This is a genomic window from Cryobacterium sp. Hz9 (assembly GCF_004402825.1).
Taxonomy (GTDB): Bacteria; Actinomycetota; Actinomycetes; order Actinomycetales; family Microbacteriaceae; genus Cryobacterium; species Cryobacterium gelidum.
The window spans coordinates 59614-81801 of sequence record NZ_SOFC01000021.1 but is presented as its reverse complement, the minus strand read 5'-3'; the positions used below and the strand labels follow the sequence as shown (position 1 = coordinate 81801).

The window sequence follows — 22188 nt, the reverse complement described above, 5'->3', positions numbered from 1 at the left end:
TTGGGCAGGGCGACGTGCATTGGACGGTTCTGGCCGACCCGGAGGGAAACGTCTTCTGCGTGCTCGAGCCTCGGGCGATCTACGCCGACACGGGGCCGATCGCCGCGGTGGTGGTCAGTTGTACTGATCCACGGGCGATGGCCCGGTTCTGGAACGGGGCGATTGATTGGACCCTGCACGAGGTGGCCGACGATTTCGCGCGGCTGCGGTCGGCCGCGGGGGTGGGTCCGTATCTGGAGTTCGTTCGCGTCCCCGACGTCACGGTGGGGACCCGCGTCCACCTTGACCTGCGTCCGTACCTTCGTGATGATCAGACGGCTGAGGTCGCCCGGTTGCGAACCCTGGGCGCGCTCGATGCTGACAATGGGCAGGGCGATGTGCCGTGGGTAGTGCTCACCGACCCCGAGGGCAATGAGTTCTGCGTGCTGACGCCAGGCTGACGCCAGGCTGACGCCCGTTTGGGACCCATCAATCGTGGAAGCGTCCAGCGGATGGTCGCGGGCCAGTCGGCCGAGCGCGTGACTTTGCGCAACTTCACTTACTGTTGCTTAACGAATTCAATGACTCATAAGGTCAGTAAATCGGAGCCGCTAGAAGTTCCGCCAGTGCCAAAGGGGGCCCGACTGTGACGCATGAACTGCCAGTCCAGCAGCACGTTGTGCCGCGGCCGAGCACCTCGTCAGCGGCGTCGGTCGCCCGCGTGGCGGGTGTTTCTGCCGCCACCGTTTCGTATGTGATGAATGGCAAGGCCGGGGTGTCGACAGAGACACGAGAGCACGTGCTGATGGTGGCGTCCGGGCTCGGCTTTGTTCCTCGGAATCCTGAGAGCATCAAGGACCCGCGGCGTACCAGGGTGATCGGCCTGGTCTTCCCGAACATCATCAATCCGATGTACCCGAGATGGGCCCAGGGAGTAACGACTGCAGCGGCTGCGGCGGGGTACGAAGTCTTTCTCACCAACACTCGTGACGACTCCACCGTTCTGAGCCAGGTGATGACGTCGCTCGCCAGTCGAAACGTGGACGGTGTCATCCTGGCGGCTGCCCTCGAACAGGACGCGACCTCACTGCGCATCCTGCGTGCAGCGAAAATTCCCTTCGTCTACCTCTCCCGGTGCTCGCCGTTCGTGGCGGGGGACTTCGTCGGAATCAATGATCACGCAGCGGGGGAGGAGATCATGGAGCACGTGCTCTCCCACGGTTACACCCAAATCGCCACCGTGATCGGACCCCGCCACTCTACGTCGTCCCTAGCGCGAGAGCGCGGGTTCGTGAGGACCGCGGCCAAGGGAGGCGTCAGCATAACCGGCACGCGCAAGATCAGCACCACGCTCGACAGCCGTGGTGGGCGTCTCGCCGCCGAGGCGCTCCTCACGAGCGACAGCCCGCCCGAGGTGATCGTCTGTGGTAGTGACGAAATCGCGATCGGGGTGTTGGAGTACGCCGCAGACCACGGCATTCAGGTGCCCAAAAAACTCGCGGTGACGGGGTAGGACGGGCTTCCACACAGCCTGTCCGGACTCATCAACTTGACCACCATCATTCAACCGCAGCTCGAAATGGCCACCGAGGCGTTCGCGATGCTGCAGAAGCGCATGGCGACTCCCTCGTCGACCTACCAATCGCTGTTGTGTGCGCATCAGTTGCACATAGGCAAAACCTGCGGATGCCCCGTCGCCCCCGGCGACGCGCCGCCACATTCCTGACACTCCCTGATTCGCACGGTCCGGCTTTGCCCGGTCCGGTGATCGTCCATGTCTAATTTTCGTCCGCACGTTCTCGAAGGAGAGATCATGTCCACTCATACCGCCCCGGTGTCGATGCGTTCCCCGAAAGTCATCAGCAGCCTCATTCTGCGCAAGCTGATGCCGCTGCTGATCATCGCCTACATCATGGCCTTCCTTGACCGCACGAACATCGGCATGGCCAAGGAACGACTCGAGATCGACCTCGGCATCTCAGCCACCGCCTACGGCATCGGCGCGGGACTGTTCTTCCTGACCTATGCACTCTCCGAAATCCCGTCCAACCTCATAATGCACAAGGTTGGTGCCCGGTTCTGGATCACCCGCATCATGGTGAGTTGGGGCATCATCTCCGCGTGCATGATGTTTGTGCAGGGGGAGTGGTCCTTCTACGCAATGCGCATGCTGCTCGGTATTGCTGAGGCTGGTCTGTTTCCTGGAATCATGTACTTTCTCACCCAGTGGTTCGTTCGCAAGGATCGCGCCAAAGCGAACGGCATGTTCCTGCTCGGCGTCTCCTTCGCGAGCATTCTCGGAGCACCCCTCGGCGGCCTGCTGCTCACCATGGAGGGCATCGGCGGCCTGCACGGCTGGCAGTGGATGTTCCTCCTTGAAGGTGTTCCCGCAGTTTTCCTCGCCATCATCGTCTGGAGAATGCTGCCCGACCGCCCCACCCAGGCCACCTTCCTCACGCACGCCGAGGCCATGGATCTCGAAGCGCGCGTCGCCGCCGAAGAGATCGCCGGGTCGGCAGCCTCGGGTACCCATCGGCTCACCGGAATCTGGAAAGACCGCCAGATCCTTCTCGTGGTAGGAATCTATCTGTCCCACCAGATTGCCGTCTACGCCCTCTCGTTCTTCCTGCCCTCATTGATCGGCACCTACGGCGTACTCTCCTCAACCGAAATCGGGCTGCTCACCGCCGTGCCCTGGATCTTCGCGGCCCTCGGCGCCTTCCTCATTCCTCGGCACGCCACCACCGGCACCCGAGGCCGCAAGATCATCACGATGGCCATGATCGGTATCTGCGCCGGATTCACCCTCGGTGCCGTATCCGGCCCCATCGTCGGCCTCATCGGCTTTTGCATGGGCGCATTCTGCTTCTTCATCGTGCAGCCCATTCTCTTCACCTTCCCGGCCAGCCGCCTCAGCGGCTCCACACTCGCCGGCGGCATCGCCTTCGTCAACACCATCGGTCTCCTGGGCGGTTTCCTCGGCCCGTACGTCATGGGATACATGGAAGACGCCACCGGCAGCAAGTTCTCCGGCCTCTGGTTCGTCGTCGTTGTATGCGCCATCGGCGCCGTCCTCTCGTTTTTCCTCAAGTACGGCGAAACACAAGCGGATGCCGGCGTCGCGGAGTCGGCATCCGCTCACCAACCCAGCCTCAGAAACTAACCGCACCCTCACGATCTGCAAACCTGCGAACTAGGAGTACTCATGAATTTCACCGGACGACGTGTTCTTGTCACCGCCGGCGCCAACGGCATCGGCCTGGCCATCGCCACCCGGTTCAAGGAATTCGGTGCCCAGGTCTTCGTCACCGACATCGATCCGAAGGCAGTGGCCGCCGCCACGGCGTTGGGCTTCAGCGCGAGCGTGTCGGACGCCTCCCGCGAGACCGACGTGCAGGCGCTCATGCACGACGTTCAGAGCGAGCTCGGAGGCCTCGACATTCTCGTAAACAACGCGGGCATCGCCGGACCCACTGGACCTGTCGAATCGATCGACACCGACGCCTGGATGAAGACGTTTCAGGTGAATATCCACGGACAGTTCCTGTGCGTCAAGCACGCCATCGGGCTGCTACGGCAGGGCACCGATCCGGCTATCGTCAACCTTTCCTCGGCTGCCGGCCGCCTGGGTATGGCCGGGCGCAGCGCCTACTCGGCATCGAAATGGGCCGTGATCGGCTTCACCAAGACCCTCGCGATCGAACTCGGCGCCGAGGGCATCCGCGCCAACGCCATCTGCCCCGGCGCCGTCGACGGGCCGCGCATTCAAGCGGTCATTGCCGCCAAGGCTGAGATGCTCGGCCAGACAGCCGACGAGGTCGAAGCCACCTACAACGACCAGTCATCGCTGGGCCGCATGGTCACCGCTGAAGACGTAGCCAACATGGTCGTCTTCGCTGCGAGTGACATGGCCCGCAACGTGAACGGCCAGGTCCTCGCCGTCGACGGCAACACCGAAAAGCTCTACTGAACCTCGAAAGGCTCCTTCCATGGCTGAAAAGCGCAAGGTCATCATCACCAGTGCCGTCACTGGTGCCATCCACACCCCCTCCATGTCGCCCTATCTTCCGGTGTCGCCGGAAGAGATCGCCGACGCCGCCCTCGGCGCGGCGGAGGCGGGCGCCGCTATCGTGCATATGCACGCCCGCGACCCGAAAGACGGCCGACCGTCGCAGCGGCCGGAGCACTTCGTGCCCATCCTCGACAAACTCAAGGCGAATACCGACGCGGTGATCAACATCACCACGGGCGGCTCGCCCCACATGACCGTGGAGGAGAGGATGCTACCGGCCACCGTCTTCAAGCCGGAGCTGGCCTCGCTCAACATGGGTTCCATGAACTTCGGCCTCTACCCGATGCTCGACCGCTTCACCGAATTCGAGCATGATTGGGAGCGGGAAGGGCTCGAGAAGAGCCGCGACCTCGTGTTCAAGAACACGTTCCAGGACATCGAGGCGATCCTCACCATGGGCAACGCGAACGGAACGCATTTCGAGTTCGAGTGCTATGACATCTCGCACTTGAACAACCTGGCGCACTTCCATTCCCGAGGACTCGCAAAAGGCCCACTGTTCGTGCAGTCGGTGTTCGGTCTGCTCGGCGGCATCGGCGCACATCCTGAAGACCTGATGCACATGCGCCGCACGGCCGACCGTCTGCTCGGAGACGAGTACCAGTGGTCTATTCTCGGCGCCGGCAAGAATCAGATACCGCTCGCCACCATCGGCGCGGCTATGGGCTCGCACGTGCGGGTCGGGCTCGAGGACTCGCTCTGGATCGGCCCCGGCGAGCTCGCGAAGAGCAACGCGGAACAGGTCACCCGCATTCGCACCATCCTTGAGGCACTCAATTTCGACATCGCCACACCCGACGAGGCGCGCGAAATGTTGCAGCTAAAGGGCCGGGAAAATGTGGGCTTCTAGTACCAGATCCATCGATCTGGCGCGGCTGCGGGCGAAGTGTGGGATTGATCCGTCTCTGGACCTCGTGGGTGTCTCGGACCTCACCGTGCGGACCCGCGCCCACCTCAGCTGGGTCGGTACTTCCGTGGCGATCACGTGGCTCAGGTCGGCTGCGGTGACGTCTGAGTGCGGACAACGCTGACAAAGCGCGGGGAGACGTAGTGCTCGATCTCACTCCGGCCCGTTGACCGGCTCCGACGCAGGCAGTTTACGTGCTGGTGCCCGCATCAACCCTTCGATCTCCTCCCGGCTCGCGCGCAGCTCCTTGGCATCTGACCGGGCAGTCCACATCTGCAGGCTCGCAATGATGGGTGGCGTCGAGCGGAGCATGATCAGGCCCGTGCCGAATGGCAGGGTGCGGATGGTATCGGGCGGCATGATCGGTACGCGGCGGATGGACCGCTGTGACGATCGTGACCCGCGATCACCGATTGTGGTCGAGTCCGTCGTTTCGTCTCGGTCACCGATCAGGGTCGAGAGATCATGCAGGTCTCGCGAGTTGGAGCCTCCGCCGAGGACGATTTTAACGATCGACGAGTCCCAGATGGTGCTGGCCGCGTTGTCGCTCCACTTCGTGCGCGCCTGCGCGAGGGACTGCAACACCGGCATGGTGGTGATGCCGGTGCCACCGCCTTCGGCCATGAGAGTGGGGAGTGAGGGGAGTGGTGCGAGGTTGCCGATCTCGTCGAGCGCGAGCAGCAGCGGCGGATCCAGCCGTGCACCCGCGCTTCGGGCGGCGATGCGGCGGGCGGTTTCGACGAGGTCTTCAACGAACGCCGACACGAGAGCGGCCGAGTTGTTCGATCCCGCACCGGTCGCGAGCAGATAGAGCGTGCCGTTGCTGCGAAAGAAATCCTCGGGGTCGAACCCTTCACCCTCCGGCGGTGAGACAGCATTCATCACGCGCGGGTCCGCCAGGGCTCCTAAAGAGAGCGAGACTCCCTGCCAGATCGAGTCACGTGTGCGCGGGTCGGCCTCGAGCGTGGCCCGCAACGAATCGCCCCAGCCGGTGGCCGCGCCGGGCGTGCTCAGCAAAATGGACACCGCGTCGTGGGCGGCGGCCGGGTCGAGCGTCCAGCGAAAGAGGTCGGCCGGCGAGCAGCGGTCGAGCGCTGCCGCGTGCAGCATCGACTGCAGGGCAGTGCGGGTCTTGGCTTCCCAGAATCCGCCGCCGTCGACGCCGCCCGCGGCCAGCCCGGTCCCGGCAGCGAGTCCGGCCGCTCGAATCATCGCCGTGAGCGGATCCTCACACCCGCGAATGGGCGACCACCGCAGGCCCACCGGCACGCCCGCTGCAAGCTGCTGCGGATCAAAGACCGCTACCGGCCCGATCCGTTGCCGTGCGCGCAGCGTGGTGGTGAGGTTGTCGGGGCGGGTCGAAGTGGTCACGACCGGCCCCGGCGCGTCGAGGATGGCGTTGATCACGATGTGCGCGCCCTTGCCGGAGCGCGGCGGGCCGATCACCAGGATCGAGTCCTCGACGCTTGCCCACACCGCGGTACCGCGCGATCGCCCGATCCGATACCCGACATCGTTCGGGCCGGCTTTCGCGAGTGACGGTCGAAGGTGCGTCGCGCGCTTCATTATGGCCGAATGCGACGCGGCACGAGCAAGTTCGGTACGTGTCGCGATCCCGGCAATGCGGTACGGGTCGACCTTCGTCGTGACGCCCCTAAATATGCGCCACAACCCAAACGCCAAAGCGGATGCCAGCCCCACCAGAACGATCGTCGTCACCCAATATGCGACCGGGTTCAGATCTGGTGCCCGCAGCGCTGCTGCCGGGTTGCCTGGGTCCAGAAGCACGGCGAGCCCGGTCTCCGGTCCGCCGGTGGGCTGCGCGGTCCCAATTGCCCAGGCCGCGACAGCAGCGGAGCCGCGAAGCAGCAGCGCCAACGTTCCCGCACCGATCAGGAGTCCAATACCGAGGTTGGTCAGCTCGTCCCCGAGGTCGGTCTGCGGTCGCTGGGTGGTCATCCGCTTATCAAGTCAGACGGCCGAAGCGCCGCGGCGGGGGAGCGACTGGAGTTTGGCCCGCAGGAGGAGCGGGCGCATACGGCGCGGGGCTCGGGGAGTCCGGCAGGCGTCATTTGCGCTTCTCGTTCCATGGCCAGGCCTTCTCACTCAATACAAAGGTGCGCAGCTATTGCCCCGACGTCATCCGCGCCGTCGTATCAAAGGCCGCAAACTCATCAGGATGCAGCTGATGCTGCACAACGAAACTGCGATCCTTCACCCGCCAAAGCCCCTGCCCAGTGCCGAGCGCTGGCAGCAGTTTCTGCTCGGTTCGGCTGAGCCCGAGCGCGCTCGCCGTTGACCCCAGCTGGTCCGGTTCCTGCCGGTAGACGATGCGCGTTTCTGCGTTCGCCAGCAGCGACGACGCGAGTGCGCGCATGGCGGATCCGGAGTCACCGACGTTGTCGAGGTCACTCAGCTTGTGAAAGATGAGCATGTTGGCGATGCCGAAGTGGCGGGCGAGCCGCCACTGGGCATCCATTCGGCGCAGCAGTGCCGGATATGCCATGAGCCGCCAGGCCTCGTCGTAGATGACCCAGCGCTGGCCGCCAGCGGGGTCGGCGAGGGCGGATTCCATCCACGCCGACGAGCACGTCATCAGCACGGAGATGAGCGTCGAGTTCTCGGCGACCCGCGACAGGTCGAGCGAGACCATCGGCAGCGACGGGTCGAATCGCACGGTGGAGGGCCCGTCGAAGAGTCCGGCGAGGTCGCCGGCCACCAGCCGGCGCAGTGCGTGCCCAACGAGGCGTCCGTCCGCGGCGAGGCGGCCCTCGTCGTCCTCGGGGTTGGGGGAGAGGATGCGATCGACCACCATCGGCAGGATCGGCACCTCGGCGCTGCGCACAGCATCGGCCAGCGCGAGGTCGATGGCGGTGTGCTCGAGCGGGCTGAGCGGTCGATCGAGCACCGTTTCGGCGAGAGCGCCGATGAGGTCTCGGCGCCGGGCTGCCAGCTGGGCTGACCATTCGGCATCCGAAACGGAGGCCGCTCGGTGCCCCTCGTCGAGTGGGTTGAGCCGGTTGCGGAGTCCGTGGCCGAGGATGATCGCCTTGCCACCGACGGCCTCGGCGACGGCGGTGTGCTCGCCCTTCGGGTCGCCCGGCACGTAGACGCGGCGGCCGAAGGGGAGCGAGCGGGTGTAGAGCGATTTGGCCAGCGAGGACTTGCCGGAGCCGACGATGCCGGCCAGCACGATGTTCGGGGCGGTGATCAGTCCGCGCTGGTAGAGCACCCACGGGTCGTAGACGAAGGAACCACCCGAGTAGAGGTCCTGCCCGACGAAGACGCCGGCCGAGCCGAGTCCGGCTTCGGCGAGAAATGGGTAGTGGCCGGACAGTGTCGCCGTGGTGTCCTGATGTTTGGGCAGTTTCAGTCGGCTGGGCGTGCGTAGTTGTGCCCGGCCTGCCTCGCCGGTTTTGGGTAGGTAGGCGCCCGATCGTGCTTCGTCCCGTTCGACCTGCCAGCGTGTGCGGGCCGCGCGACTCTTGGCCTTCTGCGCATCCGCCTCGATCCTGGCTGCCTCGCGTCGGCGTGCGCGACGGTCGCGGCGCAGCTCGCCGTGCGGCTCGACCAGCGCGGCCGTGTGCATCCGCTCGGTTACCGCGGTGTCTTTCACAGGGTGACCGTACGCTCGGCCAGGCGCGTTGACCGTGGGGCGGCCCAGATGTCGTCTCGACGGGGAGCGTTCCGGGCGCGCTCCACTACAGGTTCAAGCGGATGCCACCGCAGTAGCGAAACGTACCGGTACGTCCTGCTGTAGGTCAGCGCGTATGGAGAGCCGTCGTGCTCGATGATGTGGTCGGTCCGGCCGGCCGGGATGCGGTCGTAGACGTACCCATTCTCGAGGGCGGCATCGAGCGTCGCATCGCCGAGATCCCGTGGCTGCAGGTAATCGAAGGCAGCGGATGCTCCGCTTCGGTCGATCAGGCCGAGCACCGCGTCGGCCTCAGGTCCTTGCAGAAAGACGACACTGATCCATTGAGGTGTGCGGTTCTTCGATTCGTACCCAGCCATGCGTAGCTCCAATCACGTCTTGCTTCGCTTTGGAGGTGCGCATAGCGCTCCGCGGGGACGCAATTGGGTGAAGAGGCGTCGTGCCCGTCTCAGGATTCCGATCTCGACGGCCCCCATAGAGGAAGAACCCATGGCGACAATCGAGCTGCTCCACATTGCAGGATGCCCGAACTCGGAAGAAACCCTTCATCGTCTTCAACTCGCGGTCAACATCACCCTGCCGTCGAACACGCCCATCAAATCCACACTGATCGATTCCGCCGAGACGGCCGCAAATTCGCCCTTCGCTGGATCACCGACGATCCTCGTCGAAGGTGTGGACCTCTTCACCACGGACGGCCGAGCCAACGACCTCGCCTGCGGAATCTAACTCACCCCGAACGGCATGGCCGGAGCTCCGACCCAGACTAAGCAGCAGGATCTCCCTGCTGTTTGCGTCATGGGCACACCCGGCCGTCAGGCGGCCGCTCCAATTCCATCGAGCCCAAGTCGGGATGCGACGAAGGCGAGACCAGCCTTCTTCACGTCTGTATTGCTAAGGAACTGGCGTGCCGCAGGGAGTTGCCAGATCGTGGCGACCGCAGCGGAGAGTATTGCGCCGCCTAGCGCGGCTTGTCCAATTGGCCCTAGGTCGAGGTGAAAACTGCTGTTGAATTCACTCATGGTGAGTCGCTCCTTCATAGGCCACGTGAACGGGCCCCGCTGGTATTGAGGTCAGGTGGTATCCGCCATTGCATGCAGGCTCGGTGCAGCGGTAGATGCGAGTTTCCGTGCGGGTGGTTGTCGTGAATCTTGCAAGTTCCCGCGCGCGCTGCCACCGGCAACTGTCGAGGGCTTCCCGAGCCGTGGCCCTCTCTCGGTAACGGGTCTTACCTGTCTCGGGGCACACAGTTGCGTTTTGGCGGCGACCAATAGTCTCGATACTTCGGCGCCGGTGCCCTCGAGCCAGAGATACCGAGAATTCGATGGGTGCTTCTTGGGTGGTGATGGCCAAACTGGGATGGGAATGATTGGGGCCGAAATCCTTCATTTTGATCTCCAAATAAGTAAGTAAGCTAGCTTTTTGTCTGTGCGAGTTAAACCATAGACACTTACTTCCTTCAGTGCAACTATGCGATAGAATTGCGTGATGCTGAGATTCCGCGTAACCGTCGTGCCAGTGGTGCTGCGACCGATCGATGATGATCCACAGACGCCACATCTAGCGGTCTCCATGCTTCGACCCAGCGGAGACTGGCTGGATGCAACGGTTCCCGATGCGGCGGCTGCGTTGTCGACCGCCCGTCGCCTGCTGGATGAAGCCGTACCCGAAGACGTGGACGCGGGGGACGTGCGCATGGAGAATGCCGGCGTCGACTACTCATCCGGAGAGCCAAATCTCCTATTCACGGCTGTGCTTCCAATCGCAGCAGCCGAACTCCGTGGAACGACAAATGACTGGTCGCTGCTGACACCCTGGGCGGACGATGGGCCGACGCGAGCAGCATTGCTCCGGCTCGATCCTGTACAGGCCGCGATGGTTCACTATTGGCGTGATCGGCTGGTGCAGACGACTGCCGCCTTCGACTTCCTGCCCAGATATTTCACGACTTCGCAAGCGCGCTCCGTCTACTCGTCCGTTTGGGGCGAGAGTCAGGCTGACGGTAACTTCCAGCGTTGGCTTGCCTCTGCGCGGGACGTCAACGGTATGGCGCTGTGCGAGGGCGTTAGCGATGTCGAGGTTCGCCGCGAGGCTCAGACCGCATTCGCTGAACGGGTGGCCAAGGTCGGGTTGACTGCAGAGGGGGTGACGAAGGCTTGGGATGTAAAGTTTGTCGGTGTTAGTGCTGGCGTAGGGGCACTTTCTGGTGTGGCATCAATCCCTGCTGCGGCAGTTGCGGGAGCGATCGTCGGTTCCCTCATTGGTTGGCAACGCGCGAAGGGAGCCGGCCGACCGCCTAGCTGGTACCACACCACGAGGAGTCGGATCGACCTGAAGACGTGGTATCCGGTTCGACCGCCTGCCGCCAAGCGTCCTCCCGGCTTCGTTGCGTAAAGCGCCACGTTCATGGTGGTGAATGGTTACGGACTTGTCCAGAGTCCCCGAAGACGCTTCACACGCTCCGACACAACGGCAGCGCCGCCGCCGTGAATGCCTGCGCCTGCTGACCGACGAGCCGCCGGGTCTCGCAGGAGGCCTGAATCGCAGCCTGCTCGATCGACGCCACCGCGGCGTCGAGCTCATCCACTGTGGGCGCGGTCACGCAGATTAGTCCGGTGGTGCGCAGCACGCCGTGCCCGGCGGTGAGGTCGGCCTCCTGGTGCAGGAGGTCGTCGTACTCCGCGGTGGCGCCGGCATCCTCTATTTGGCCGATGCGGGTGCGTTGGTGGGCGTCGCTGATTAGCTCGGTCTTCTTCTTGCGCAGTTCGCGTGCGGCCTGGTCGGCGCGAACGGGCAGGTAGTGCAGCGAGACCGTGCGCAGGATGCCGTTGGTGAAGACCAGCGGCGACAGAAAGCTGGGGAACACCTGCGACCGGGGCCATTCGCTGATCCACAGCACGGCGTGGAACGCGCTGTCGGTGCGCAGGTGATCCCAGCTCTCGGCGACGGCGACCGGGCCGGCCGTGGCCAGCGACCGCCCGACCAACGGATGCCGCTCCAAGTCGACACCGATGGCCGGGTCGTAGGCGGTTCGCAGGATGACAGCGAGTTCGTCGGCGGTGAGCCAGCCGCCGACCGTGAGGTCCGCCGCGCGCAGCGCCGCGGTCAGGGCGGTCATTTCCTGGCGTAGCACCGTCGCCGCGCCGCGCATGCCGCCGCCTTGAGTGCGCACCTGGCGCGAGGCCGCGCTCAAATCGAGGGAGAGGGCGATCGTCGTAGCATGGCGTTCACCGGCGAGTCCGGCCCGTTCGATGAGATCGCGGTAGGTGGTCGCGGCCCAAGAGCCGTCGTTGATTCCGTGCCGCTCCCACCACTCGGCCAGTCCGGTACCGGAATCGGGCAAAGTGCGCTCGGACACCTGCAGCCGCGCGATCCGCCCCGATCTGCAGGCTCCGGCCAGCACTCGCCCCCACCCAGCCACGCGCCGATGCTGCTCGTCCGGGTCGAGTAGCGCGAACGCCGGGTGCGACACCGCCACGACAGCGGTCAGGGTTTGCGCGTACGGGTCGTGGATCATCACCGCCCCGGTCTCGGGGTCGTTCCACTCGCGCAGCGCGGCCGCATCGCCGGGTAATGACAGGGTTCCTACCGGGCGGGGGCGGATGATGCGGCGCCGGTAGGTCAGCTGCTCATGACCCGCCCGCCATGCCCACCGGGTGACGACCGGCATCCACTCGACGATCTTTCGCCCGCCGACCGGGATCCCGGCGATCACCGCCGCGGTGCCCCAGAGCGGGCTCGTCCACGCGACGCCCGCGGCGCCGGACGTGTAGAGCGCGGTGACGATGGTGAGCGTGCCGCTCGACAGGGCCACCAGCTGCGGCACCGACAGCCCGAGCAAGATGCCGCGTTTGGTCAGCCGCGAGAACTGCACCGGGGGGAGTCGGTACTCGGGGCGGTTTGTGTCAGTGTCCATGGCTACGCGTCCTTGGTTTTTCGTCTGGCTGGCAGTTCCTGCGGTGAAGCGGATGCCGGTGGTCGCGTCTGCTTGGATGCCGGCGCGCTCGGGGCGGTGGCGTTGCCGGCGGATTGGGTGTGGTCATCCCCTTTCTGCGCGACCGCGTTGCCCATCTTCGGGCCGGCCTTTGCTGTGGCGCTCACGACGGCAGCTCCGGCCACGACTCCCGCGGTGGCCACGCCGGCGCCAGCCCCAACTGCTGCGCCGCCTGCTCCGGCGCTCGAGCCGGCACCAGCGTTCACAGATGCGCCAGCACCCGAGGTGCCGGCCGCCGCCGACGTGGGACCTAGTCCGCCGCTGCTGGATGGTGCCGTTGGTGCAGGGCCAGCCTGTGTCGCTGGACCGCTGCCGCGCGGGCCCAGAACCTTCTGCGCCGTGCTCATCATGGGTGCGCTCGGCACCGGCACGGGCCGGTTCAGCGCTGACTTCGCCTCCTGCTCGCTCGACATCGCGTGGTACATATCGAGGCCGACGAAGTTGAGGAACTTGTAGGTGATGTAGGGCGCGAAGGCGGCGATGAACATCAGCACGATGCCGGCGATGGGGTCGCTGACAGAGGCCAGATCCGCATCGATCGGGGCCGCGACCTGCGCGACGGCGACCAGAAAGATCACGACGAGCACGAGTTTGGAGAGGATGAGCGCGACCACGAACGCGACCCATTTGGAAAACCAGCCCTTGGCGGCATCCCAGGTAGCACCGGCGAGAGCGATCGGCCCGAAGACGATGGCCACCAACAGAAGTGCTTTGCGAATGAGGAGGGAGAACCAGACGATGGCCGCGCCGCTGATGGCGAGGCCGGCGAGGAAGATCGTGAGGATTGCGCCGACGCCGGGTGCGCCGGGGCTGATCGCGGTGAGGCCTACGGCGAGGAGCGCGATGCGGTTGCCCATGCCTTCCATCGTGTTGCCGCTCGCCTGAACGACACCGATGGTGAGTTGGTCGGTGATTTCGAGGAGGAGGCCGGTGATGGTGATGATGACGAAGGATCCGAGGACCGATTTGGCGACGCCGATCGCGGCGCGGGAGAGCGCTGTGGGGTCGCGGTGCACGAGGCCGGTGATGAGTTGCAGGCAGAAGAAGATGAGGGTGACGAAGACGGCGACGCCGAAGAGCACGTTGTAGACGTCGATGTAGGTCGGGTCGGTGAGGTCGACGAGGGTGGTCGTGTCGAAGGCGGCCCAGACGGATTCGAAGAGCCAGGCGGCGGTGGAGCCCATCGCGCCGGCGAGCCAGTCGAATGGTGCGGCGACGACAGAGGATGCGACATCGCCGACGCCGGTGCAGACATCCGCTACGACCGGCACATCGCACACGCTCATTTCTTGACCCGTCGGAATCGCAGTGTCAGACGGACTGGCCGACGTTCCAGAAGAAGTTGACGAGGGTGACGGCGGCGCCGCAGATGATCGCCGCGCCGCAGGCCACCATGACGCCGGTCTTGCCGCGAGAGGCGAGGTGCGGGTTAGACGAGTTGGCGCCGAATCCCCAGACGATGGCCGCGACGATGAGGGCGAGCACGCTCAGCACGAGGCCGATGGTCATCACAGCGCCGACGATGACGCGCAGTTGCTCGATGCCGGGAAGTCCCGTGCCGTTCGGGTTGATGTCGATCATCGGTGGCTCCCTGTGTCGTTTGATGCGTACGACAGGGAGGAGCGCACTGTCAATCCACGATTGGGAGTCGACGCCGAGCGTCCATCCTCGGTGCAGCTCGGGCTCTCCCTGATTGACGAGTGCAGCGCTCGAGGATTCTCGGCAGCGGCGGAAACGTAGGTTCCTCGCCGCGACCCGAGGTATCTTCCGCTCAGCTGGGACCGTTTGATGATGATCAGTACGGCCGCGAGTGTGGTGGCGCTGACCATGAAGGCGTCGTGACGCGCACTCCGTCCAGCCGCAACCGGTGCACAGCTTCTGGTTCTCGTGAAGTCCTTCGATGGCGTCGTTGAAATCAAATGCGGCGTATGCGCCATAAGCTCTGGCGATCGGCACATGGGTGGCGACTTTGGCCAGCGAGTGCCGAGTGACTGCATTCAGGCGACGTACGGTAACCGAGAGTGACCGGTCAAACAACCCATCCGACCGGCACCGCTTTCGGCGAGGTGGACGCTGCTGCGACGGGATCAATAGTCGGGGATACCGACCTCGGGTGAACGAGGAGGGGCGGGTCCCATAAACTCAAGGAATGCCTGTCGACAGTTCGCTTCTTGCTTCCGCGGCTCGCCGTAGGGCGCGGATCTTGGAATCAGTCGAGCTTGAGCACCAGGCCAAGTTCGGTCAGTACTTTACCCCGATGGCAGCAGCGCGTTTCATCGCGTCCATGCCCAACCTAGAGACGATGGGCCTACTACGCATATTGGATCCGGGCGCCGGGTCGGGAGTGCTAACTGTCGCTCTGGTGGAGCGCTTGCTACGCGAGGCCCCTGCCCTTCGGATCGAAATTACTGTGGTGGAGATCGACCGAAAGCTGCTCGGTCCGCTGGAGGAAACCCTTGCCGACTGCCGCGAGGCGGCGCGAGCGTGCGGGACCGTCTTGACCACGGAAATCGTGCACGGCGACTACATTGACCGAGCGGAATCTCTGGGCGAACGCTTCGACCTTGTTATAATGAACCCTCCCTATGCGAAAATCTCCGGAGCGTCTAGCTATAGGGATGTGTTAGCAAACCGAGGGTTGCATGCGCCCAACCTGTACGCGGCCTTCATGGCACTCGGCGTACTCAACCTCGTTCCCGGCGGACAGCTCGTTGCCCTCACGCCGCGATCGTTCGCCAACGGTTCCTCGTTCGGTAAGTTCCGCGACTTCCTTTTGGAGCAAATAGGCCTGAATCGAATCCACCTCTTCACTTCCCGCTCTTCACTTTTTGCGGAAGGGGGTGTCTTGCAGGAGAACATTGTGCTCAGTGGGACGAGGGGGATTGCCACCCAAGAGGTCATCTTCTCTGACTCAATCGATCACAATGATGCACCAGTGATTCGAAACATAGCGGCAAAGGACATCGTCAAAGCTGGCGACGTGAACAGATTCATACGGATCCCTTCTCAGGAAGAAGATCAGGACTCAGTGTCCACCATCGATACGCTACGACTCTCCCTTGCTGACCTATCAATCTCGGTGAGCACTGGACGGGTCGTTGACTTTCGATCAGCCGGGAGCCTAAAGACGAATCCGTCTCGGGTTACGTGTCCGATGATCTATTCCGCCAATCTGGTGCGGGGAAGAGTCGTCCACCCGCTTCGAGGCAAACCACAATGGTTTGAGGCACGAAATGAACGAGAAAGAAGCATGTGTTTTCCACCCGGTAACTATGTTCTCGTCAAGCGATTCTCAGGGCAGGAAGAACGTCGTAGAGTTGTCGCTGCGGTGTGGGTGAATCAACCCGGCGAAGCGGATTCAGTGGCATTTGACAACAAAATAAACGTTATTCACATCAAGGGACGTGGCCTGGACTGGCCTCTGGCAGTGGGACTGGAACGGTGGTTGAATTCAACACTGGTCGATCGATACTTCCGAACATTCTCTGGCCATACGCAGATTAATGCCATGGATCTTCGCTCGATGAGCTTCCCGGACGTCGCGACCTTGCGCGAAATGGGCGAGGTAGACATGGCAGAGGGTGTCCATCAAACGGAAATTGATGCGACCGTACGTTCTGTTGTGTTCAACGCAGCGATTGCCCCAACGAAAAAACTGGTGCTTATGTCGTCGGCCACGTTTGCGACCTGTGAGCCTTCAGCCAGTGCTTCTTAGGGGAAGGTTCGGCGCATCAGTATCAGGTATCGGAAAGAATAATCGCGCGTGGCGCATCGCTCGCGCTGAGGCCGATCAGCCTGAGAACTTCATCATAAACAAAGATGGACTCTCCTGAACGCGGGTTCTTCAAGAAGGTGATCAAAGAATCTGATTCATACTCGGCGAGGTACTGAAGCGTGGCACGATATGGTGACCAGTCGAAATTATGGCGCCCCCCGTAGCCCTCACGCCCCAGGACCAGAAGATGTTCGAGGTGCTCTGATTCGCGCCCTGTCCAGATGTGCTGAACGAGTCTGTGTATGACTTCCGACAGCCGACGAACATCCGCGGGAAGGTCATCAGCGCTCCAATGAGCGCGGAGAACGGTCGCTATTCCGTTAATTGCGTCATAACGAGAATTCGACTTCGGTAGAACGTCACTATTTTCTAACTCCCTCATATTCTCGATCGTGACCTCCGCCTGTTCGAGCGTCGCCTTTACTTGATTCGCCACCCGTTCTCGCCTCCAGCTGAGTGTTTCACTCTTATACACAACATCGTGTGTGGCAACTGACCATGCGTGCTGCAGGAAAGTCCGTACCTGAACTTCGAACAAGGCTCCGTGAACACCGGTCGGCGGAGATGACGGATCATCCCTATACCGCACAAAAACCCGTAAGTCATCGAACCTAAAATCGAACGGCTCCTTTGATGTGTAGTCAGAAAACTCCGGACGTTTGTAAGAGAAGTCATATCTATCACGGAGGTACTGTTCAGCTGTCGGAATGTCAGAGAAATTCGGAACGACGATTACGCAGGCAAAAAAGTCTTCCATCTCATCGGGATTTGCCGCCTTTCCCGCTTCAGTCTTCAGCGCAAAACTTTGCTCCTTCTTGACCCTGCTCTCGTAATGCCAACGCGAGTCTTTAGTGTTCTTTATCTCCCCATCAACCAGAGGTCGAAGCTTGTCTGCGCGCCTTTTCTGACGTTCGAAAGAAGAGCGCAACTGTGCGTCTATCTTCATAGCTGGATTCTCGACTAAGCGAACATGGCAGCTTCGAGGGCGACAAGGCGTGCTTTCCTCTTTGGACCTTCGGTCGTGGCCCCCACTGACGCCGCCTTGTAATCTGCGACGAGTGCCTCGAACGGGTCAAGGGCACTTGCGTGGGCTGGTGCCTCCGTGTCATCGTCAATCACGAACTCTCGCATAGCAGTCATGAACTTTGTATACCGCGTTGAGAACGTATCCAAGTCGGCCTCGACCATTACGCTGCGCGTGATGAGTGCCCATAGCGTGTAAAAGTGCATGAACGGTTGCGCCTGAATCGAGACTAAGTTAGAGCGCGCCTCGAGCAACGCGAGGATTTCACGAACCCGGCCGAACTCTTCGACAATTTCATCAGATTCGAACTCCATCTCCGGGGCGGTCGGGTCATCATGCTCCGCATAGATTTCGTCGAGATCGTATTGACTGAAACCGGAGACGTCTCGTCGAATTACAACGGTCGCCAGTTCTGAGAGGTTCTGCACATCTGCCATGCGCCGCTCTTTGGCAGTAGTGCTGATTTTGAACTGTCGCCAGATGGAATCTTGGACTTCTCGTTCTACGAATTGAATGAACCAGCCGTCGAAGCGCGCATGTCGCAGTTCCTGCGGTGTCAGCTTGCTAGCGTTCTTATTCAAGCGAGAGAAAACGTCGTTGATGTCAGTTGTGCTCGTGTCATCGAGTTCTTCAACCGTGATGCGGTAGTTCCACAGAAGTCTTTTGATCGTGGGCGAGTTGCTAAAATCGCGCCATCGTTTCCCGTTGAAGTTCTCGTCTCCAAAGTCAGCGGCAAGAGAGAATTTATTGTCAACAAAATTCAGAATCGTTGTGATACGTTGCTTGCCGTCAACGACGTGGTAAGTGGCTTTCCCCGTGTCATCGTTTATGGTTTTGTGCAGAAAAATGGCCGGCGAGGGGTAATTGCGAAAAACGGTATCCATGAAAAAACGTCGATCTCGTGGAGTCCAGACGCTCTTACGCTGGTAAACAGGATTCAGGTCCAGCTGCTCGTTCTTCTGAAGATCGAGAAGCCAACTGACGTCGTGGCTCGAGACGACTCGATCAACTCGGCGGAGCATTTCTTCACTCATACGTTCCCCTCGTTCGCACTTGGAACGAATCTATCGCATGTCAAGGGTTAATCTGTTTCGCCGCCGCCTGCGCCCCTCGTCCATGCCTGCAAAGGGGGGCTAACGTCCGTACCATTCGGCGTTTCCCACGCTGTCGTTTGCATCTGGTGCCGTTCGGCTCGGCCGTCCTATGTCGCTGCCGACGCAACCGTAGTGGGCGCGAGAACGCCTTGCGGTTTGGAGCGCAAAGAACGTAGGAAAAATCAGAACACACGTTCAGAAGACACGTGGATTCTCCTCGTAATAAACGGTAGGAACGTGGAGAAACGAATTTTTTCTTAATTTCAGGATTGGTGAGGCGCAGGAGGCTGACTCAGCCATCTGGCCCGACGGTGCTCCGGAGTTCTGCCTCCAGTGTGACCAGGTTATTCGTCGTCGTACGAGTCTTCCACCGGAATATTCACGTCTATCGAACCCTCTTCATCTACGCGCGACTGATTGATTTCTACCGTTGGGCGCTCCCCAGATAGGAATTCGGAGAGTGATTGAGCCCGAGCTCGACGATTATTAAGGTCGCTTGCCGCTCGTTGTACCGCGCGGGAATAGTTAAGGACGGGTTTCAGAACTGTCACGGCTTCTGACGGATCAAGCTTTAGCATTAGGTCTACTTGATCTGCGAATGAATACAGCTGATCCGTTAAGGCCTCACGAGCACCACTCGAGAAGGGCAGCTCATCTTCCCGCGCAGCGACATAAAGAAAAAGAGAATAGAAGTCCGATTTCTTTGACCATCTCGAGCGCGCAAATTTAGGGACCAGTTGCTCGATCTCACCGAGCACCTTGGTGAAGGTTGTCTCCAATTCTTCTCGGTCCTCGTATTCCGCTTCGTATATGGCGTACCATCGTTCAAGGCTGGCCTTCTTATTCTGAACGCCGTGCAGTTTCGCGATGGCAAGTTCGCTGATGAACTCGATATCAAGCATCCGACGGACTTCATTTGCTGTAAAGATTCCGGATTCTCTCCAGAACGAAAACGTGGCAATCCGTTCCATCGACTGGATAAAATCGCCCCAATAGGTTGCGTGTCGAAGCTCTTGGCGACTCAGCGCCAGCACGTTCCTATTCAAACGTTGAAATATCGACCGAATTTGTTCTGCGGTCATTTCCGGCAAGACCCGAACAACGAAGTTGTAGGAGAAGATCAACTTCTTCTCTTCCGTCGCTAATTCTTCGAAAGAAGAATCGTTCCAAGAACCCTCTAAACCGCTGAGTGTATACTCACCCGACATGAAGTCAAGGAGCGCAGTCAGCCGCTGCTGTCCGTCTACCACGACGTGTGTTTCAAAACCGGATGGATCCTGAACTATCTGCATGTACAACTCAGGGACAGGGAACCCGTTCAGGATCGTGTCTATCAGGTAGCTTTTCTGGCCTTCTAGCCAGACGGGGTTTCTCTGAAATGGGGGCTTTAATTCGAGCTGCCCTTGATCAGACAGCCGTTTGATTGCTGCTGCGGAAAGGGTCGTGGTCCGCAAATAGTCCTGAGTCATGTTTGATCTCCAATTAGGCGCGTTCGTGCTTCTTCGACTCCGCGACGCTGGTAAGAGCGTAGGGCAAACAGATCGCGGTATAGACGAACTTTGACTTGTCGCCCGTCTGCGGGCCTGCTTATGGTGGCGCGTTCAAGAACGGGAACCCAAGTTTTACCAAACGGTAAATACTGAACAAATTGATCGGTAGCAATGACGCCATCGAAAACGTGCCCCGACCTGTGTGAGTTGACCGCTCGTTTGGAGGCAAGGGGAAGTTTGTGAACATCGGATCCCAAATCCCGAAGATACCGCCAAGCTTCATCAAAATGTCGATCTGAGATGACTGCCACGTCGAGATCACTTCTGGCGTTGAACTCGCGAAAATTCTTCTGCGGGCTCAAGCTGAATCCGGTGCAAGCACTGCCGACAAGGATCACTCCGTATGGGTCGACCTGTAATCCTTCCGCGATCGACTTTTTCCAGTCGATGTAACTCTGGCGGTCGCTGAAAATAGCAGGCACTCGGTCGATGACATGATGAGATACATAATCTTCTGGGGTGTGGTCAAGAAGCTCGCTGGCGAGGGTTGACCGTGGATGCATAACATGATCATGGTCTTCGTCGGGCCTATTGTCCAACCGTCCATGTTCCCTAGGCAGAAGGCGGCGAAAGCGCGTCTATCGTAGGTGGACTAAATCTCGGAACTGCGCATACACGATATGTCTCATGTTCACCTGCAAGTCCTTGCGAGGTGAGATGCACTGGATGACAGACGGTTTCTCGCGTCTGTTGTCACTTTCCGCTCCACGATTCGAGGGTTTGCGGCGCCAACGTGAGGGTGGCCTCATTCCAGTCAGAGGGAAGAGCCGACGCCCAGCAGAAAGTCGACCCAAGCAACAACCGCGCCCGCGAGCGCTGCGGCGCCGCAAGCGACCCACAGCCCGAGTCGTGCCCGGGCGGCAGTCTGAAAGTTGCCGTGCGCCGACGCGAGAGCCCACGTCACACCGCTGATGATCAACATGAGCACAGCGATGATGAGCACGAACGTCAGCAGGGCACCGACGATGCTCTTCAACTCTGAAGCGCCGCCAACGGCACCGAAGTCGGGAAAGATGTCCATCACGCCACCGGGCATCCGCTCGTTGCGTCGGTCAGTCCGGCGGCGCCATGGGCGTCGAGCCAATCAACGGCGTTGACGGCTGGCTGGCTCGCCCCGCCCGGGTGGATCTCAAGATGCAGGTGCGGGCCAGTGGACTTGCCCGCAGACCCGACGTCGCCAATCTGCTGGCCGGCAACCACACTGTCGCCGACCGCGACGTGCATGCCCTGGTCGTACATGTGGGCGTAGTACGAGGTGACCTGCTCGCCGCCGACCGTGTGTTCGATGGTAATCAGCCCACCGTAGGTTCCGCGTTGCCCGGCGAAGCTCACGACGCCGTCGGCGACCGCCAGGATCGGCGTACCCAGTGGCGCCGCGAGATCACTACCTGCGTGAAAACGTCGCTCGCCCGTATACGGATCAATGCGCCCCCCGAAACTATCGGTGTTCGTGTACGAGCCAGCGGGCAGCGGAAACACGACCCGCGATGACTCGGCAACGCTCGAAGCGCGAGTCAGCGCGACCAGAATGGCGGCCGCAACCGGCTGAAAGTTCGCGTACCGATCCGGATAGGCACTGATCTCAACGGCTTGCACCGCCTCACCAGGATCGAGCATCTGCCAGCCGGGGATGTCGAGCAGTCCGCGAGGCGACCCGACGTTCGGCCCTGACACCCCACCGAAGAACGCCCGCGCCTGGTACTCCGCGTCCATCACCTCAGCGACCGTTCCCCAGCCCGACGAGGGCCGCATCTGAAACAGCCCCAGCGAGTCATGATCAAAGCCGACACCGTCGTGAGGGTAAGAGGCAGACTCCGGATACGCGCTGGTGTTCGCCAACAGACGCAGTGTCGACTCCGTGAGCGCAGCCATCAACGCCACGACCACCCCAGCGCGACCGACCTCGGCCGTCTGCCCGCCCACAGTAATGATCGTTCCCGCGTGGGTCAGCTGGCGCCGATCCAAAATGACCGATCGGCCGTCCAGCGTCTGAGCGGTAAGAGAGTCAGGAATCGTCCCGACGACGAGCGATCCGCACGAGCTCGCGATCGTGGTTGCCAGCGCGGCCACGCCCACCAGACCACCCAGCGAGCAAGCGAACATCAGCACCACGACGAGTCCGATGAGTTTCTTCATCG

22 protein-coding genes and 1 pseudogene are annotated in these 22188 nt (G+C 61.6%); 10 read left to right on the top strand and 13 right to left on the bottom strand.

The genetic code is table 11. The features are described 5' to 3' along the window. Positions 1–14: 14 nt before the first annotated feature. The 6 genes from E3N85_RS16830 (at position 15) to E3N85_RS10150 (ending at position 4901) form a co-directional block, all read left to right on the top strand. Positions 15–440, top strand: a complete 426-nt coding sequence (locus E3N85_RS16830; RefSeq protein ID WP_241978441.1) for a VOC family protein — start codon at positions 15–17, stop codon at positions 438–440. A gap of 185 nt (positions 441–625) precedes the next feature. Continuing rightward, positions 626–1492, top strand: a complete 867-nt coding sequence (locus E3N85_RS10165) for a LacI family DNA-binding transcriptional regulator (RefSeq protein WP_241978424.1) — start codon at positions 626–628, stop codon at positions 1490–1492. Positions 1493–1528: 36 nt separating this feature from the next. Then, positions 1529–1705: a hypothetical protein gene (locus E3N85_RS16825; RefSeq protein ID WP_241978423.1), complete on the top strand. Its 177-nt coding sequence runs from the start codon at positions 1529–1531 to the stop codon at positions 1703–1705. A gap of 87 nt (positions 1706–1792) precedes the next feature. Next, a complete protein-coding gene (locus E3N85_RS10160; protein WP_241978422.1) occupies positions 1793–3142 on the top strand; it encodes an MFS transporter in 1350 nt (449 codons plus the stop codon). A gap of 42 nt (positions 3143–3184) precedes the next feature. Continuing rightward, positions 3185–3949: an SDR family oxidoreductase gene (locus tag E3N85_RS10155; RefSeq protein WP_134462846.1), complete on the top strand. Its 765-nt coding sequence runs from the start codon at positions 3185–3187 to the stop codon at positions 3947–3949. A gap of 19 nt (positions 3950–3968) precedes the next feature. Continuing rightward, positions 3969–4901 (top strand): 3-keto-5-aminohexanoate cleavage protein, encoded by a 933-nt coding sequence (locus E3N85_RS10150; protein ID WP_134462844.1) that lies wholly within the window; start codon positions 3969–3971, stop codon positions 4899–4901. A 210-nt stretch (positions 4902–5111) separates the two neighbouring features. Here the strand turns inward: E3N85_RS10150 and E3N85_RS10145 are convergent, their stop codons facing one another. From E3N85_RS10145 to E3N85_RS10135, 3 genes are all read right to left on the bottom strand, one after another. Continuing rightward, positions 5112–6917, bottom strand: a complete 1806-nt coding sequence (locus E3N85_RS10145) for a TraM recognition domain-containing protein (protein ID WP_134462842.1) — start codon at positions 6915–6917, stop codon at positions 5112–5114. A 166-nt stretch (positions 6918–7083) separates the two neighbouring features. After that, positions 7084–8547 carry an ATP-binding protein gene (locus E3N85_RS10140; RefSeq protein WP_134463144.1) on the bottom strand — a complete coding sequence of 488 codons (1464 nt, stop codon included), beginning with the start codon at positions 8545–8547 and terminating at the stop codon, positions 7084–7086. Positions 8548–8570: 23 nt separating this feature from the next. Next, positions 8571–8972 (bottom strand): hypothetical protein, encoded by a 402-nt coding sequence (locus E3N85_RS10135; protein ID WP_134462840.1) that lies wholly within the window; start codon positions 8970–8972, stop codon positions 8571–8573. Between the two features lie 130 nt (positions 8973–9102). Between E3N85_RS10135 and E3N85_RS10130 the strand changes: the two genes are divergently transcribed. After that, positions 9103–9342 carry a thioredoxin family protein gene (locus tag E3N85_RS10130; protein WP_134462838.1) on the top strand — a complete coding sequence of 80 codons (240 nt, stop codon included), beginning with the start codon at positions 9103–9105 and terminating at the stop codon, positions 9340–9342. Positions 9343–9428: 86 nt separating this feature from the next. On the opposite strand, the gene E3N85_RS10125 is transcribed toward E3N85_RS10130, so the two are convergent. Then, positions 9429–9635, bottom strand: a complete 207-nt coding sequence (locus E3N85_RS10125; RefSeq protein WP_134462836.1) for a hypothetical protein — start codon at positions 9633–9635, stop codon at positions 9429–9431. Between the two features lie 463 nt (positions 9636–10098). On the opposite strand from E3N85_RS10125, the gene E3N85_RS10120 reads away from it, so the two are divergent. Then, the gene (locus tag E3N85_RS10120) at positions 10099–11007 is read left to right on the top strand and encodes a hypothetical protein (protein WP_134462834.1); all 909 of its coding nucleotides are present in this window, start codon (positions 10099–10101) and stop codon (positions 11005–11007) included. Between the two features lie 58 nt (positions 11008–11065). Here the strand turns inward: E3N85_RS10120 and E3N85_RS10115 are convergent, their stop codons facing one another. From E3N85_RS10115 to E3N85_RS10105, 3 genes are read right to left on the bottom strand one after another with little or no spacing between them, the layout of a single operon-like run. Then, positions 11066–12529 carry an SCO6880 family protein gene (locus E3N85_RS10115; RefSeq protein ID WP_134462832.1) on the bottom strand — a complete coding sequence of 488 codons (1464 nt, stop codon included), beginning with the start codon at positions 12527–12529 and terminating at the stop codon, positions 11066–11068. Positions 12530–12531: 2 nt separating this feature from the next. Further along, positions 12532–13893 (bottom strand): conjugal transfer protein TrbL, encoded by a 1362-nt coding sequence (locus tag E3N85_RS10110; protein WP_134462830.1) that lies wholly within the window; start codon positions 13891–13893, stop codon positions 12532–12534. Positions 13894–13918: 25 nt separating this feature from the next. Beyond that, entirely contained in the window at positions 13919–14188 is a 270-nt protein-coding gene (locus E3N85_RS10105) for a DUF6112 family protein (RefSeq protein WP_104090819.1), read from the bottom strand. 568 nt (positions 14189–14756) lie between these two features. On the opposite strand from E3N85_RS10105, the gene E3N85_RS10100 reads away from it, so the two are divergent. Beyond that, complete coding sequence (locus E3N85_RS10100) at positions 14757–16322, top strand: N-6 DNA methylase (RefSeq protein WP_134462828.1); 1566 nt, start codon at positions 14757–14759, stop codon at positions 16320–16322. A 22-nt stretch (positions 16323–16344) separates the two neighbouring features. Here the strand turns inward: E3N85_RS10100 and E3N85_RS10095 are convergent, their stop codons facing one another. Beyond that, a complete protein-coding gene (locus E3N85_RS10095; protein WP_134462826.1) occupies positions 16345–17328 on the bottom strand; it encodes a hypothetical protein in 984 nt (327 codons plus the stop codon). Positions 17329–17342: 14 nt separating this feature from the next. Then, positions 17343–18440: a DUF262 domain-containing protein gene (locus E3N85_RS10090; RefSeq protein ID WP_134462824.1), complete on the bottom strand. Its 1098-nt coding sequence runs from the start codon at positions 18438–18440 to the stop codon at positions 17343–17345. An 804-nt stretch (positions 18441–19244) separates the two neighbouring features. Between E3N85_RS10090 and E3N85_RS17175 the strand changes: the two genes are divergently transcribed. Then, complete coding sequence (locus E3N85_RS17175; protein WP_370289237.1) at positions 19245–19349, top strand: hypothetical protein; 105 nt, start codon at positions 19245–19247, stop codon at positions 19347–19349. A gap of 155 nt (positions 19350–19504) precedes the next feature. Here the strand turns inward: E3N85_RS17175 and E3N85_RS17170 are convergent. From E3N85_RS17170 to E3N85_RS10070, 4 genes and pseudogenes are all read right to left on the bottom strand, one after another. Further along, positions 19505–19969 (bottom strand): annotated as a pseudogene (locus E3N85_RS17170) (DUF262 domain-containing protein); the annotation flags it as partial. After that, positions 19966–20553, bottom strand: a complete 588-nt coding sequence (locus E3N85_RS10080) for a hypothetical protein (protein ID WP_134462820.1) — start codon at positions 20551–20553, stop codon at positions 19966–19968. The gene E3N85_RS10080 and the pseudogene E3N85_RS17170, both read right to left, overlap by 4 nt. A 251-nt stretch (positions 20554–20804) precedes the next feature. Continuing rightward, positions 20805–21071 carry a DUF6112 family protein gene (locus E3N85_RS10075; protein WP_134463142.1) on the bottom strand — a complete coding sequence of 89 codons (267 nt, stop codon included), beginning with the start codon at positions 21069–21071 and terminating at the stop codon, positions 20805–20807. After that, positions 21071–22186: a M23 family metallopeptidase gene (locus E3N85_RS10070; protein WP_134462818.1), complete on the bottom strand. Its 1116-nt coding sequence runs from the start codon at positions 22184–22186 to the stop codon at positions 21071–21073. Before E3N85_RS10070 ends, E3N85_RS10075 begins: the two co-directional genes overlap by 1 nt. Positions 22187–22188: the final 2 nt, after the last annotated feature.

Excerpts from the sequence above, each read along its gene's own strand:
- E3N85_RS10100 (WP_134462828.1), top strand. The coding sequence starts at position 14,757 with ATGCCTGTCGACAGTTCGCTTCTTGCTTCCGCGGCTCGCCGTAGGGCG.
- E3N85_RS10075 (WP_134463142.1), bottom strand. The coding sequence starts at position 21,071 with ATGGACATCTTTCCCGACTTCGGTGCCGTTGGCGGCGCTTCAGAGTTG.
- E3N85_RS10090 (WP_134462824.1), bottom strand. The coding sequence starts at position 18,440 with ATGAGTGAAGAAATGCTCCGCCGAGTTGATCGAGTCGTCTCGAGCCAC.
- E3N85_RS10160 (WP_241978422.1), top strand. The coding sequence starts at position 1,793 with ATGTCCACTCATACCGCCCCGGTGTCGATGCGTTCCCCGAAAGTCATC.
- E3N85_RS10135 (WP_134462840.1), bottom strand. The coding sequence starts at position 8,972 with ATGGCTGGGTACGAATCGAAGAACCGCACACCTCAATGGATCAGTGTC.
- E3N85_RS10080 (WP_134462820.1), bottom strand. The coding sequence starts at position 20,553 with ATGCATCCACGGTCAACCCTCGCCAGCGAGCTTCTTGACCACACCCCA.
- E3N85_RS10105 (WP_104090819.1), bottom strand. The coding sequence starts at position 14,188 with ATGATCGACATCAACCCGAACGGCACGGGACTTCCCGGCATCGAGCAA.
- E3N85_RS10140 (WP_134463144.1), bottom strand. The coding sequence starts at position 8,547 with ATGCACACGGCCGCGCTGGTCGAGCCGCACGGCGAGCTGCGCCGCGAC.
- E3N85_RS10155 (WP_134462846.1), top strand. The coding sequence starts at position 3,185 with ATGAATTTCACCGGACGACGTGTTCTTGTCACCGCCGGCGCCAACGGC.
- E3N85_RS10150 (WP_134462844.1), top strand. The coding sequence starts at position 3,969 with ATGGCTGAAAAGCGCAAGGTCATCATCACCAGTGCCGTCACTGGTGCC.
- E3N85_RS10070 (WP_134462818.1), bottom strand. The coding sequence starts at position 22,186 with ATGAAGAAACTCATCGGACTCGTCGTGGTGCTGATGTTCGCTTGCTCG.
- E3N85_RS10115 (WP_134462832.1), bottom strand. The coding sequence starts at position 12,529 with ATGGACACTGACACAAACCGCCCCGAGTACCGACTCCCCCCGGTGCAG.
- E3N85_RS10110 (WP_134462830.1), bottom strand. The coding sequence starts at position 13,893 with ATGAGCGTGTGCGATGTGCCGGTCGTAGCGGATGTCTGCACCGGCGTC.
- E3N85_RS10095 (WP_134462826.1), bottom strand. The coding sequence starts at position 17,328 with ATGAAGATAGACGCACAGTTGCGCTCTTCTTTCGAACGTCAGAAAAGG.
- E3N85_RS10125 (WP_134462836.1), bottom strand. The coding sequence starts at position 9,635 with ATGAGTGAATTCAACAGCAGTTTTCACCTCGACCTAGGGCCAATTGGA.
- E3N85_RS10145 (WP_134462842.1), bottom strand. The coding sequence starts at position 6,917 with ATGACCACCCAGCGACCGCAGACCGACCTCGGGGACGAGCTGACCAAC.
- E3N85_RS10130 (WP_134462838.1), top strand. The coding sequence starts at position 9,103 with ATGGCGACAATCGAGCTGCTCCACATTGCAGGATGCCCGAACTCGGAA.